The 13,044-nt window shown below is 61.1% G+C and carries 15 protein-coding genes; 11 read left to right on the top strand and 4 right to left on the bottom strand.

Annotated elements, in window-relative coordinates; all coding sequences use genetic code 11:
• Nucleotides 1-28 precede the first annotated feature (28 nt).
• The 9 genes from V8352_RS03485 to dps all read left to right on the top strand — a co-directional run bounded on the left by V8352_RS03485 (nt 29) and on the right by dps (nt 8,607).
• On the top strand, nt 29-814 hold the full coding sequence (locus V8352_RS03485) for a 5-oxoprolinase subunit PxpA (protein ID WP_336422867.1): 786 nt from the start codon (nt 29-31) through the stop codon (nt 812-814).
• A gap of 21 nt (nt 815-835) precedes the next feature.
• Nucleotides 836-1,069 (top strand): acetyl-CoA carboxylase, encoded by a 234-nt coding sequence (locus V8352_RS03480; RefSeq protein WP_336422866.1) that lies wholly within the window; start codon nt 836-838, stop codon nt 1,067-1,069.
• 1 nt (nt 1,070) lies between these two features.
• Nucleotides 1,071-2,450 carry an acetyl-CoA carboxylase biotin carboxylase subunit gene (locus V8352_RS03475; protein WP_336422865.1) on the top strand — a complete coding sequence of 460 codons (1,380 nt, stop codon included), beginning with the start codon at nt 1,071-1,073 and terminating at the stop codon, nt 2,448-2,450.
• Nucleotides 2,447-3,322 carry a 5-oxoprolinase subunit B family protein gene (locus V8352_RS03470; RefSeq protein WP_336422864.1) on the top strand — a complete coding sequence of 292 codons (876 nt, stop codon included), beginning with the start codon at nt 2,447-2,449 and terminating at the stop codon, nt 3,320-3,322. Before V8352_RS03475 ends, V8352_RS03470 begins: the two co-directional genes overlap by 4 nt.
• Nucleotides 3,312-4,283 carry a biotin-dependent carboxyltransferase family protein gene (locus tag V8352_RS03465; protein ID WP_336422863.1) on the top strand — a complete coding sequence of 324 codons (972 nt, stop codon included), beginning with the start codon at nt 3,312-3,314 and terminating at the stop codon, nt 4,281-4,283. Before V8352_RS03470 ends, V8352_RS03465 begins: the two co-directional genes overlap by 11 nt.
• Before the next feature lie 70 nt (nt 4,284-4,353).
• Entirely contained in the window at nt 4,354-5,433 is a 1,080-nt protein-coding gene (gene torT, locus V8352_RS03460; RefSeq protein ID WP_336422862.1) for a TMAO reductase system periplasmic protein TorT, read from the top strand.
• 66 nt (nt 5,434-5,499) lie between these two features.
• Nucleotides 5,500-7,002 carry a sugar ABC transporter ATP-binding protein gene (locus V8352_RS03455; protein WP_336422861.1) on the top strand — a complete coding sequence of 501 codons (1,503 nt, stop codon included), beginning with the start codon at nt 5,500-5,502 and terminating at the stop codon, nt 7,000-7,002.
• Complete coding sequence (locus V8352_RS03450; protein ID WP_336422860.1) at nt 6,999-8,006, top strand: ABC transporter permease; 1,008 nt, start codon at nt 6,999-7,001, stop codon at nt 8,004-8,006. The genes V8352_RS03455 and V8352_RS03450 overlap by 4 nt, the downstream gene beginning before the upstream one ends.
• Nucleotides 8,007-8,118: 112 nt before the next feature.
• On the top strand, nt 8,119-8,607 hold the full coding sequence (gene dps, locus V8352_RS03445; protein ID WP_336422859.1) for a DNA starvation/stationary phase protection protein Dps: 489 nt from the start codon (nt 8,119-8,121) through the stop codon (nt 8,605-8,607).
• A 178-nt stretch (nt 8,608-8,785) separates the two neighbouring features.
• On the opposite strand, the gene V8352_RS03440 is transcribed toward dps, so the two are convergent.
• The 3 genes from V8352_RS03440 to V8352_RS03430 are packed head-to-tail and all read right to left on the bottom strand — an operon-like array spanning nt 8,786 to nt 11,315.
• Nucleotides 8,786-10,561: a sensor histidine kinase gene (locus V8352_RS03440; protein ID WP_336422858.1), complete on the bottom strand. Its 1,776-nt coding sequence runs from the start codon at nt 10,559-10,561 to the stop codon at nt 8,786-8,788.
• 5 nt (nt 10,562-10,566) lie between these two features.
• The gene (locus V8352_RS03435) at nt 10,567-11,145 is read right to left on the bottom strand and encodes an RNA polymerase sigma factor (RefSeq protein WP_336422857.1); all 579 of its coding nucleotides are present in this window, start codon (nt 11,143-11,145) and stop codon (nt 10,567-10,569) included.
• The gene (locus V8352_RS03430) at nt 11,142-11,315 is read right to left on the bottom strand and encodes a NepR family anti-sigma factor (protein ID WP_336422856.1); all 174 of its coding nucleotides are present in this window, start codon (nt 11,313-11,315) and stop codon (nt 11,142-11,144) included. The genes V8352_RS03435 and V8352_RS03430 overlap by 4 nt, the downstream gene beginning before the upstream one ends.
• Before the next feature lie 126 nt (nt 11,316-11,441).
• Here V8352_RS03430 and V8352_RS03425 point away from each other — a divergent pair, with 126 nt between their 5' ends.
• Entirely contained in the window at nt 11,442-12,269 is an 828-nt protein-coding gene (locus tag V8352_RS03425; protein ID WP_336422855.1) for a response regulator, read from the top strand.
• Nucleotides 12,270-12,375: 106 nt separating this feature from the next.
• On the opposite strand, the gene V8352_RS03420 is transcribed toward V8352_RS03425, so the two are convergent.
• Entirely contained in the window at nt 12,376-12,537 is a 162-nt protein-coding gene (locus V8352_RS03420; RefSeq protein ID WP_336422854.1) for a DUF1328 domain-containing protein, read from the bottom strand.
• A gap of 176 nt (nt 12,538-12,713) precedes the next feature.
• Here V8352_RS03420 and V8352_RS03415 point away from each other — a divergent pair, with 176 nt between their 5' ends.
• The gene (locus tag V8352_RS03415) at nt 12,714-13,028 is read left to right on the top strand and encodes a DUF883 family protein (protein WP_336422853.1); all 315 of its coding nucleotides are present in this window, start codon (nt 12,714-12,716) and stop codon (nt 13,026-13,028) included.
• The last annotated feature ends 16 nt before the right edge of the window (nt 13,029-13,044 follow it).

Below are 13,044 nucleotides of genomic sequence, written 5' to 3'. Positions count from 1 at the left end.
GAAAGAATACTTCCGGGGGGATGATGTTATGCGCAAGATTGTAGACCTAAACTGTGACATGGGCGAAGGCTTTGGTCATTGGAGCTATGGCGACGCGCCCGACGAGGCGCTGATGGCCGTCATCAGTTCCGCAAATGTCGCCACAGGATTTCACGCTGGCGATCCCAATTCGATGAACCGTGTCGCGGCCTTGGCCAAGGCACATGGCGTCGGACTGGGCGCGCATCCGGCCTACAAGGATCTGCAAGGATTTGGCCGCCGCAAGATCGACGCCGCCGATGACGAACTGGTCAATGACATCCTCTACCAGATCGGGGCGCTGCGCGAGTTTGGCCGCCGCCATGACGTGCCGCTGCAACACGTCAAGCCGCATGGCGCGCTTTACATGGAGGCTGCGCGCAACGAGGATCTGTCGCGTCATCTGGTCGAGACGTTGCAGGCCACCGCGCCCGAGCTGATCCTCTTTTGCATGGGCGCCGCCCTGACCTACGAGGTCGCCAAGCGGCATTCGCACCCCGTCGTCCGCGAGTTCTATTCCGACCGTGAGTATGCCGACGATGGCTTGATCATCTTTACCCGCAAGGGCGCAGCATCCGACCCCGAGGCGATCGCCGAAAAATGCCTGCGCGCCTGCAAGGAAGGCAAGGTTCAGACTGAAAGTGGCAAGGACATCGATGTCGACTTTGAATCGATCTGCGTCCATTCCGACACGCCCGGCGCCGTCGAGATCCTCAAGGCGATCCGCAAGAAACTGACCGAAAACGATATCATCATCGCGCCGGCGCGCGATGTTCTGGCGCATGACGCCGCTTGAAATTCATAGGAGACAGACACCATGGCTGACATTCAATCCCCCGTCCCCGGCACCTTTTATCACAAGCCCTCGCCCGAGGATGCGCCCTTCAAATCCGAGGGTGACGCTGTGAAAACCGGCGACACCATCGGCCTTGTCGAGGTCATGAAATCCTTCATCGAAGTGCAGGCCGAGGCCGATGGCACCTTTGGCGGCTACACCGCCGAGAACGAGGCGGCCGTATCGGCGGGCGATGTTCTGGCGACGCTGAAATAACATGAGCATTCAACGCCTTTTCATTGCAAACCGAGGCGAGATTGCCGTGCGTATCGTGCGCGCCGCGCAATCCTTGGGCATCCACACCATCCAGGCCCATTCCGAGGCGGATGCTGACATGCTGGCCGTGCGCATGGCAGATGAGGCCGTGTGTATCGGCCCCGCGCAGGCGTCGAAATCCTATCTCGATGTGGACGCCGTGGTGAAGGCCGCCAAGGATGCAGGCGCCGATGCGGTGCATCCCGGCTACGGCTTTCTGGCTGAAAGCCCCCGGTTTGCCCGCGCCGTGACCGATGCCGGCATGATCTTTGTCGGCCCCTCAGCGGACACGATCCAGAGCATGGGTGACAAGGTGTCGGCCCGGCAGGCCGCCGAAACGGCAGGCGTGCCGGTGGTGCCCGGATCGGACGGGCGCGTCAACGACATGGACACAGCTGCCGAGATCGCCCAGCGCATCGGCTATCCGGTGATGATCAAGGCCAGCGCAGGCGGCGGCGGGCGCGGCATCCGCATCGCCGAGACGCCCGAGGAGTTGGCCAAGTTCGCGCCACAAGCCCGCCAGGAGGCGGAGGCGGCCTTTGGTGACGGCGGCATCTACATCGAAAAGGTGATCCGCGAGCCGCGCCATATCGAGGTGCAGATCCTTGGCGACGGCACCCGCGCGGTCCATTGCTTCGAGCGCGAATGCTCGCTCCAGCGCCGCCGCCAGAAGGTGTGGGAGGAGGCTCCGGCCTTTGGCCTGCCCGAGGCGACGCGCACCGCGATGTGCGATTCTGCCGTGGATCTGGCCGAAGCGGTCGAGTATCGCGGCGCCGGCACGGTCGAATATCTCTATGATGCGCGCGCCGACAAGTTCTATTTCATCGAGATGAACACGCGGATCCAGGTCGAACACCCTGTGTCCGAGATGATCACCGGCCTTGACCTGGTGGCGCTGATGATCCGCATTTGCGGCGGCGAGGATCTGCCCGTCACGCAAGACGAGATCAAGCTGAATGGCCACGCCATCGAGGTGCGCCTGAACGCCGAGGATCCGCACAAGAAGTTCATGCCGTTCCCCGGCGTGGTCGGCAGCCTCGATCTGCCGGAATCGGACGGTATCCGCGTCGATCATTTCCTTTACGAAGGATACCAGATCCCGCCCTTCTACGACTCGCTGATCGGCAAGCTGATCGTGCATGCACAGAACCGCGAGGCCGCCATCGACAAGATGGCGGGCGCGCTGGACGCGGTTAAGATCGACGGCCTCAAGACCACCATCCCGCTGCACAAGGCGCTGGCGACATCGCCCGACGTGCGGGCGGGCCGCATCCATACCCAATGGCTCGAGCCTTGGCTGGAGGCGGGCAACCTCACCCCCGAGACAGGAGGAGCATCGTGAAGACACGGTATTCATACGGCGGCGACGAACATATCTTTGTCGAGATGGACGAGGAAATGTCGCTGGACGCCTTTTTCAAATCCCTCGCCATGAGCAATGCGGCCCGCGAGGCCGACATTGACGGCGTGCGCGAGATTTGCCCTGCCAATGCATCCTTTCAGGTGCGCTATGACCCCGAAGTCATCTCGCCCGAGGACATGATGGCCAAGCTCAAGGAGCTTGAGCAAAAGGCAATGCACGCTGAAAAGCGCCTGACGACCCGCATCGTCGAGATGCCCGTCTATTATCAGGATCCCTGGACCCACGACTGCGTCATGCGCTTTCGCGAGCGCCATCAGGACCCCAGCGGCACCGATCTGGAATATGCCGCGCGCATCAATGGGTATGACAGTGTCGAGGCGTTCATCGAGGCGCATCACAGCACGCCCTGGTTCGTGTCGATGGTCGGCTTCGTTTCGGGCCTGCCGTTCCTCTATCAGCTGGTCGAGCGCGACAAGCAGATCGAGGTGCCCAAGTATCTGAAACCCCGCACGGACACGCCCAAGCAGACGGTGGGCTATGGCGGATGCTTCTCTTGCGTCTACTCCGTGCGCGGCGCCGGCGGCTACCAGATGTTCGGCATCACGCCCATGACCATCTTCGACGCAGATCAGGAGGTCAGCTATCTCAAGGACTTCATGGTCTTCTTCAAGCCCGGCGACATCGTGAAATTCAGCCCGATCGACCGGGACGAATACGACCGCATCCTCAAGGCCGTAGAAGAGGGCACATGGCAGCCCCGCGTTGCCGAAGTGACCTTCGATCTGGAAGAGTTCAACGGCGACATGAAAGGCACCAATGCCAAGCTGATGGAGGCTCTCAATGACGTTTGAAGTTATCAAACCCGGCCTTTTGACCACCATTCAGGATCTGGGACGCCCCGGCTATTTCCACCTCGGCATCCCCGAGGGCGGCGCGATGGACCGCGCGGCAATGCGCATCGCCAACATGCTGGTCGGCAACCCCGAGGATGCCGCGGGCCTCGAAGCGGTCTTCATGGGCCCCGAGCTGAAGTTCAACGACGACGCGCTGGTCGCGATCGGCGGGGCTGAAATGCCCGTCTTCGTCGATGGCGAAGAGCGCAAATGCTGGTCCTCCTTCCCGGTCAAGGCAGGCCAGACGCTGAAGTTTGGCTACCTCAAGACCGGCGCGCGGATCTACATCGCCATTGCAGGCGGCATCGACACGCCCCCCGCGCTTGGCAGCCGCTCAACCTATCCCATCGGCGCCTTGGGCGGCTTTGAGGGCCGCGCATTGGCGGCGGGTGATACCGTGCCAGTGGGCAAGCCCAGCGCCAGCGCCAAGGAGCGCACACTGGACCAAAGCCTGTTGGCGGAACTGCCCAAACCCGTGGAGCTGCGCGTATTGCCCGGCCTTTACTGGCACCGCCTGACAGAGGCCTCGCAAAAGCGGTTCTTTGAAGACGAGTGGAAGGTCGCACCCGAGGCGGATCGCATGGGATACCGCTTTCGCGGCGGCAATCCGATGGAATTCGTCGAGCGAGAGCAGCCGTTTGGCGCAGGCTCGGACCCGTCGAACATCGTCGATGGCTGCTACAGCTACGGCTCCATCCAGATCCCCGGCGGCACCGAGCCTATCGTGCTGCACCGTGATGCCGTCTCGGGCGGCGGGTATTTCACCATCGGTGCGATCATTTCAGCCGACATGGACCTGATCGGACAGTTGCAGCCCAACACACCTGTCAAGTTCCGGCAGGTCGATATGGCCCAGTCGCTGGAGGCGCGTCACGCACGCACCGCGCGGCTGGAAAAGATCCGCAGTGCGCTGAAGTAAGAGCGCGCACGGCACTAAACGAGGCGGGCATGATGCCCGCCCGCAAAGACCCAAAAGGGAGTAACGATAAATGACAAAGACACTCACAAAACTGACCCTCGGCACAGCGCTTGGTGCGCTGATGTTGCCCGGCGCCGCCCTGGCGCAGGACAGCTGGTATCCCTATGAGGCCGAGGAGACCACACCAGCCTTCGCCACCGATGGCGAGCGCAGCCCGATCACCTATGAGGCACTCGAGTCGGCCGAGAAGGCGTGGAACATCTGCGCCGCCCTGCCCCATATGAAGGACGCTTATTGGCTGGGCGTCGATTACGGCTTGGTTGAGGAGGCGCGCCGCCTTGGCGTCAAGCTGAACGTGACCGAGGCGGGCGGCTATACCGAGCTGGCCAACCAGATCAGCCAGATCGAGGATTGCGTTTCCGGCGGCGCGGACGCCGTGATCGTTGGCGCGATTTCCTATGATGGCCTCAATTCGGTCATCTCCGAGGTGGCGGATCAGGGCATTCCGGTGATCGACGTCATCAACGGCGTCTCCTCCGAGGATATCGCCGCCAAGGCACTGGTGTCCTTCAACACGATGGGCAGCGAGATCGGCAACTACCTGGCCGAGCAGCACCCAGAAGGCAGCGAAGAAGTCACTGTCGGCTGGTTCCCCGGCCCCGCAGGCGCAGGCTGGGTCGAAGCCGCGAATACCGGCTTCATGGACGCCGTTGAAGGCAGCGCCGTCACCGTGCTCGAGGCGCGCTATGGCGATACCGGCAAAGAGGCACAGATGAGCCTGGTCGAGAACGTTCTTCAGGCTCACTCGGACGTTGACTACATTGCCGGCACCGCCGTGACGGCGGAGGCGGCCCAGGGCCTCATCCGCGAGCGCGGCCTGATGGGCGAGACGGGCATTCTGGCCTTCTACCTGACGCCCGGCGTCTGGACCGGAATCGAGCGTGGCTTCATCACCGCCGCACCCGCAGACTCGATGGTCATCCAAGGGCGCATGGCAGTCGATCAGGCCGTACGCATCCTGGAAGGCAAGGACGTGGTCAAACATGTCGGCCCCAAGATCTTTGTCATCAATCAGGACAATATCGCCGAAACCGATCGCAGCGCCGTTCTGCCGCCGGAAGACTTCTCGCCCGTCTTCTCGGTCGAGTGATCTGAACTGTCGCCGGGCGGCCCCTACCGCCGCCCGGCGCACCCCTAGGAAGGTCCATCCCCCGATATGACCGATACCCCCCTCATTAAAACGACCGGACTGACGCGCACCTACCCCGGTGTGACCGCGCTGGATCATGTCGATTTCGACCTGAAGCGCGGCGAGGTCCATGTGCTTTTTGGCGAGAATGGCGCAGGTAAATCGACACTGATTTCCCTCTTGGCCGGGGCCAACACGCCCTCGGACGGCCAGATCGCAGTCGAAGGGCAACCGGTGCGCTTTGCCTCTGTGGCCGATGCGCAGGCCGCTGGTATCTATACCGTTTTTCAGGAATTTTCGCTGATCCCGACGATGACCGTCGCGCAGAACATGTTTCTGGGCCGCGAGCCGGGGATCGGCCCCTTTACCGACCATCGCGCGATGCGGCGCCGTGCGCAGGAGCTTTTGGATCGTCTCGGCTTTGACGTGCCGGTGGGCGAGACCGTTGCCCATCTGAGCCGCGCACAGCAGCAGATGGTGGAGATCGCCAAGGCGTTTCACGGCGACCCCAAGGTTCTGATCCTGGACGAGCCGACCGCCTCGCTGACCGACCGCGAGGTCGATCATCTGTTCAAGACGATCCTCAAGCTGCGCGATCAGGGCGTGGCGATCATCTATATCTCGCACCGCATCCACGAGTTCGAACGCATCGCCGACCGCGTCACCGTCTTGCGCGATGGCGCCTATATCGGCACCACCCAGATGGCCGAAACGGATGAGGCCACGCTGGTCGAGATGATGGCAGGCCGGGCCATCCGCGACATTTACCCTGACATCCAGCATTATCCGGCCGAGGTGTTGCTGGAGGTCGAGGACATGCACTCTTGGGGTGTGCGCGGCGCGTCCCTGACAGCGCGGCGGGGCGAGGTTCTGGGCATAGCGGGCCTTGTCGGCTCGGGCAAGTCGCGCCTGTTTCGCACCCTCATGGGCATCCAGCCCATTCGCGGCGGCACCGTCCGCTGGAAGGGCAAGGACATCACCGGCATGGCCACGCGGCATGTCATCGGCGCGGGGATCTATTATCTGTCGTCCGACCGTAAGGCCGAGGGCCTCGATCTGGCCAAATCAGCGTGGCAAAACCTCGACATCGACCTGATGATGGGCCGCGAGGCGCGCGGTCCGATGATCCGCCCCCGCGCCCTGCGCGAGACTTCGGCCGAAATATTCGAGACCGTCGAGCTGAAGGAAAGCTACCGCTCAAAGGTGGTTGCGCAACTGTCGGGGGGCAACCAGCAAAAGGTGCTTTTCGCAAAGAGCTTTGGCCATGAGGCCGATCTTTATATCTTTGACGAGCCGACAGTGGGCGTCGACATGGGCACGCGCGCCGCGCTCTATCGCCTCATTGGCAAGATCGCGGCCTCGGGCACGGCGGTGATCGTGATCTCGTCGGACCTGCCCGAGGTTCTGAACCTCGCACACCGCGTTCTGGTGATGGCCGAGGGCCACATCACCGCCGATCTGACCGGCGATCAGCGCACCGAAGACAACGTGCTGCGCCATTTCTTTGACGAGACAGGAGAGAGTGCATGAGCACCAATGACACCGCAGCCGGGAACAACCTGATAAAGCGGATATTCATCCGCGTCGGGGTGCTGCCTTTCTTTCTCGGAATCGCGCTGATCGTGTTCACCATACTGTCGGACAAGTTTCTGACGATTCAGAACCTTGTGAATGTGGGGCGCCAGTCAGTCTATCTGATCCTCGTCTCCCTCGGGCAGATGCTGGTGCTGATCTCGGGCGGTTTCGATCTGTCGGTGGGCACGGTCATCGCGCTCAGCTCGGTCGTGTCTGCTTCGACCATGGTGGCGATGGTCGGCATCTTTCCTGACGCCGTCTGGATCGCCATTGCCATCGGCGCGCTCGCGGGCTTTGGCGCGGCTCTGGTCGTGGGCGGCATCAACGGCATCGGTGTCGCGGTTTTCGAAGTCTCACCCTTCATCATGACACTCGGCGTCAGTTCCGTGGGCGCGGGGCTCGCGCTCTTCATGACGGGCGGTATCCCGGTTTCGGGCCTGCCCTTTGAATTCGGCAATGTATTTGGCTTTGGCCGCCTTTGGGGCGTTCCTGTGCCCGTCATCGTCGCCGGGGTCTGCATCATCGCCATGTGGGTCTTCATGTCGCGCACGCGGCTGGGCGCGCAGGTCTATGCGGTGGGCGGCAATATCAAGGCCGCACACCTATCGGCCATCAACACCAAGCGCACCTTGATGGTCGCCTATATCCTCTGCTCGCTCATCGCGGCGCTGACGGGCCTGTTGCTGACCGCGCGGGTGGAGTCGGGCGAGGCAAATCTGGGCGGTACCATCGCACTGGAATCGATCGCCGCCTGCGTCATTGCGGGCGTCAGCCTGCGCGGCGGTCTGGGCCGGGTCGAGAACGTGGTGCTGGGCGGTTTCTTCATCATCCTCGTGCAGAACGGGATGAACCTCGCACAGGTCAGCTCTTATATGCAGATGGTTCTGCTCGGCTCGCTTCTGATCCTTGCGGTGATCTTTGATCAGCTGCGCTTCCGCATGATCATGAGCGGGCGCTGACCCGCGCGCCATCGGTGGAACCAAACCGCCTCCTTGGGCGTATTCCTTTTGAAAGAGCGGCAGTCTGATCGGGCTGCCGCTTGCCCGTTCCACTGCACAGAGAGGACAGCTCATGACCGAGACGTTCACAAACTATCTGACCGACAACGCCCGCGAGGCGTCGATCAACCACCTGAATATCGCCCTTGCCAGCAGCATCCAGTTGCAACTCGCGATCAAGCAGGCCCATTGGAACATCAAGGGCCCCGGCTTTATCGGGATCCATCAGCTGCTTGACGAGGTTTACGACCGGATGAGCGAGCACGTGGACACCATTGCCGAGCGCTGCGTCATCTTGGGCGGGACCGCCGATGGCACGCTGGACGGCGTGAAGAAGAATGGCAAGCTGGATGCCTACCCGCGCGACGCGGTCCATCAGGACACGCACATCGACGAGCTGAAGTCGCGCATGGTTGCCTTTGCGGGCATCGTTCATGAAAGCCTAAAGGAAGTCGGCGAACTGGGGGATGAGGAAACCGCAGACCTCTTTACCGCCGTCAGCCGCGGCGTCAGCAAGGATGCGTGGTTCATCGGCGCACATCACACCAGCGCAACCAAGTAAGCGCCTACGACCGCAGAGATATTTCAGAGGGGCGGCCCATCGGGCAGCCCCTTTTTTCGTGGATTTATAGCTGTCACCCAGCGCGGATGACCTGCCGAATGTGTCAAGGCGCAGTGCCCCACAACAGAGATGCGCACGCCTCCCTTGATCTTATATCACAGGATGCAAGGCTGACGCGTCAGACACGCGGCGTGTGCTGCTCGGGTGCGAATTCCTGCATCTTGAAGCAGACCTGCATCGCAAACCAACCGGCCTCTTCATCGCTGCTCTTCATGCGGCAATCCAGCTGCGCACAGAACGCCTGAATAAGCTTGAGGCCAAGGCCCTGCTCGGTCTCTGCGCGAATCTCGCTCTGCACGGTGTTGGCGATTTCAAACATCACCATATCCGGACCGGAGTCGTGCGGATAAAGCCGCACACGAATGCGGCGGCGCCCATCATCGCCGATCGTCGCGTATTTCAGCGCGTTGGTGAAGCCTTCGGCTGCCAGCATCGCCAGCGGCCCGGCCTGATCGGGCACAAGCGTCACCGGCTCAAACTTGAGTTCCACGTCAAGCGGCGTCGAGCCGCCATCACCCAGTTTGACCAGCTGCCCCAAGAGATCATCGAGCAGCGCATCAACGCGCACCTGGCTGACTTGCGGCGTCTCGTAGAGGCCGCGATGCACCGCAGCGAGGCTGGTCAGGCGGTCCTGCACCCTGCGAAGCGCACTGCGTGTGTCGGTGCTGGGCGCGTCGCGTGATTGCATGTTCAGGATCGAGGACATCAATTGAAGGTTGTTCTTTACCCGGTGATGCACCTCCTTGATCAGCACATCACGCTCGTGAACGGTGTTCTCCAGATCCGCTTCGTCACGGACGACCTTCTGCGCCATGATCGAGAAGGTCTCGCCGATTTCGCGCAACTCGCTGGGCGCCCGATTCAGCGCATCGCTCTTGAATACCCGGCGACCCTCGGCAAAGTCGCGCATCTGGCGACCGAGAATGCGGATCGGGCGGATTACCTGCAAGCGGATCGCCAGCAGCGCAACGATCAGGCTGATCAGCCACATCAGTAACGGAAAGAGCAGGGTGAAGGTCGCAAACGCGCGGTCGCGCATCAAGGGCTGCGCCGTTTGCCAACTGGCAAGGCCATAAACCCGGTCCTCGAGGATCGGCACGACAGAAAATTCTCGCGCCTCGCCGCCGATGCTGATTTCTGAAAAGAGCTGTTTACCATTGCCCATCAATTTTGCCAAAGACGTGTCCGCGGGCATGTATTGCTCGTAGCCCCCTGGCACATCGTCGGACGTCAGAACCATTCCGTCCCGGTTGAACGTGACGACAACAGCATCATCCGCCACCATTTCCCGTGCCCGCTCGGCCTTCAACGTCTCGCTGAGCATCGACAGGGTCACGAAGCCGCGAAAGACGCCCTGTGCGCTATAGACCGGCTGTTGCAGGATGACGACCGGCTTGGAACTGGCCCCGCCGGCGGGATTGTATGTGATCGACAGATCTTCTTTTTCCATCGCTCGACCGAGCGGCTCGATGCCCGAAAAATCATAGGCTATGCCGTAATTGTTGCACTCCGAACGACGCTCGGCGTCGATATAGCCCAGAAATACGATATCCTCGTTGCGCTGGGACGAATACTTCATGAGATCCGCGCAGACAGCATCGCTGGGTCCAAGAACCGCCAGTGCATCGGCGAGGCCCTGGGTGATCCCCCGCGCGCTTTGAAGCGCTTCGCGCTCGGGAGAGATCAGGCGCGACGTCTGCGCGCTCAGACCGGCGCGGTATGTCTCTTGTGCATTGTCGATCGCGCTTTTGGTCTGAGCGACGGCAATGATACCCAGAGGAAGCAGCGCAAGCGTCAGCATCAACGCAATGCGGGGCAGCAACGCATTGCGACGACTGAGAGATTGCCACCCCTCCTCGGGCACGACGGCCCTCTCGGGTCTCTTTTCATGCACGTCTTTTAAGCACCCGGGTTACGGCTGATCACTGCAACGGTGGCCTGGTCGGTCAGTTCCATCGCTTCGTCCTCGTGCATGTGCAGCATCTCGGCCAAGCGTTTGCGGCCTCGATTTGCGCGGCTTTTTACTGTGCCGACAGCACAATCACACATGCGCGCAGCCTCTTCATATGCAAAGCCCTGAGCCCCAACAAGGATCAATGCCTCGCGTTGCTCGGCCGGCAATTGGTCAAAGGCGCGGCGAAAATCCGTGAGCGCCAAGCGTCCGTCATGGGCGGGTTTTTCCGACATGCGCTCTGTCATTGCGCCATCGACATCGGCAACCTCGCGCTTGGCCTTTCGCCGCTCGGAATAGAACGTGTTGCGCAGGATCGTGAACAGCCACGCGCGCATGTTCGTCCCGGCTGTAAACTTGTCGATGTTGGTCCACGCCTTGACGACCGTATCCTGCACCAGATCATCGGCCCGCGCGACGTCGCGGGTCAGCGACAGCGCAAAGGCGCGCATCGGCTTGAGGTGGGTTACGATCTCTTCGCGTGGATCAAGATCCGCAGCATCGCCATCGGCTCGCTTGGATGTCATGACTTGTCCTGTTCGCGCAACTGACGCAGCAATTCTTCAAACCGATCCGGCACGTCCTCTTCCAGCATCTCGTTATAGACACGCTTGAGGTTGTCATCGATTTGATCGCGCTTGGGCACTTTGGCGGGCGGTTTCCCGCCACCTTTGGCGCTGTCTGGCTTGCTACCCATCGTCACGTCTGCCAATCCATGGTTTCAACCTTTGAGTTACTTTTTTCGCGCGTTGGAACCAAACGCACGGTCACATAGTTGGTTCCCTACGTTACAAAAAACATTCAGTAATACAACGGAGCAACGATGGGTACTTCTGACGCGAGCGCGGATTTTTCGCAGCAGATCGCACACCACCTTCCTTACCTGAGGCGCTACGCCCGAGCACTTACCGGCAGCCAGTCCAGCGGGGATGCGTTTGCAACTGCCACTCTTGAAGCGATATTGATCGACCGCGCAGCTTACGCGGACGATGCGTCGCCGCGCGTTGCACTCTTTCGTGCCTTTCGCCTAGTCTGGCAAAGCGCCGGTGCGCCCGACGAAGCCTCCGATGTTTCCCTCCCGCGCAGCCTTGAAACGGCGGCGCAGGACCGGATGAGGCAGCTGACGCCCGACACGCGCCAAGCCCTGCTTTTGAACTCGATCGAAGAGTTCACACCGCAGGAAATTGGCAAGATCATGGATATCAGCGCTGATGATGCCCAGGATCTGATCTCCGCCGCGCGCCGCGAAATCGAGGAAAGCATGGCGGGCGATGTCCTTGTCATCGAGGATGAGGCGATCATCGCGATGGATCTGCACAGCATCGTCACGTCGATCGGACACAGGGTGACTGGCATCGGGCGCACGCGGGATGCCGCAATCGAGTTGGGCCTGCAGAAGACGCCGGATCTCATTCTGGCGGACATCCAGTTGGCCGACAACTCGTCCGGGATCGACGCGGTCAATGCTCTGCTCAAGCAGATCGGGGATGTTCCGGTCATCTTCATCACGGCCTTTCCCGAGCGGCTGCTGACAGGTGACAAGCCCGAGCCGGCATTCGTCATCGCCAAGCCCTATAGCGAAGATCAGGTGCGCTCGGCTGTCGGTCAGGCCATGTTCTTTTCATCGACCGAGACGCTGAAGACAGCCTGAGCCCGAGCGCTACTCAAGATGGATCAAAGCAACGCCGCCCTCACATTCGATGTGGGCGGCGTTTTTCATCGACTTGCTCATCTGGTGCCCGGTAAGGTGATTGGCATTACTTGCGAAAGGCGCTCAGGATAAGGGTCAACACGAACAATGAGATGAAAATGAAGAATACGGTTTGTGCAACGCCCGCAGATGCCGAGGGGATGAGGCCAAATCCAAAGATGGCCGCGACGATGGAGACAACAAGAAAGACGGCGGCCCAATACAGCATGGTGGCCTCCTGTTTTTAAGACTTATGAAACGACGTGGCTGGCAAAGTCTGCTAGACCTTTCAAACGCGCCAGTCTCGTAGCGGTTCCTGCGTTCACTCAAACGTCAGGAGCGAGGAACCAACGGCAAACTGCTGCGTTGACGCGCAACGACAATGGAAATTCAGGAGGCCGCACCATGGCACAAAACAAGTCCCCCGACAGCGAAGATCTGCAAGCGCAGATTGCAATTCTGCGCGACGACATCGCCTCCATCACCGATACGCTCGGCGCGATGGCCAAGGCGCAGAAAGAGGGAATGACCGAAGCGGCGCAAAAGCGGTTCGACGAAGCCCGCGCCCGCGGCACGAATGCAATCAATTCCGCTCAGGCGCAGGCAGACGCGCTGAACGCTCAGGCCCATGAGTTTGTTCATGACAAGCCTGCCCTTTCGCTTGGCATGGCGGCCGCACTCGGCTTTGTCGTCGGCATCTTGACCACCAACCGGCGCTAAGCGTTATGTCAGGCTT

It is taken from the genome of Roseovarius sp. D0-M9, assembly GCF_037083805.1.
Taxonomy (GTDB): Bacteria; Pseudomonadota; Alphaproteobacteria; order Rhodobacterales; family Rhodobacteraceae; genus Roseovarius.
The sequence above is the reverse complement of the archived record's forward strand: the minus strand, read 5'-3'. Positions and strand labels throughout refer to the sequence as shown.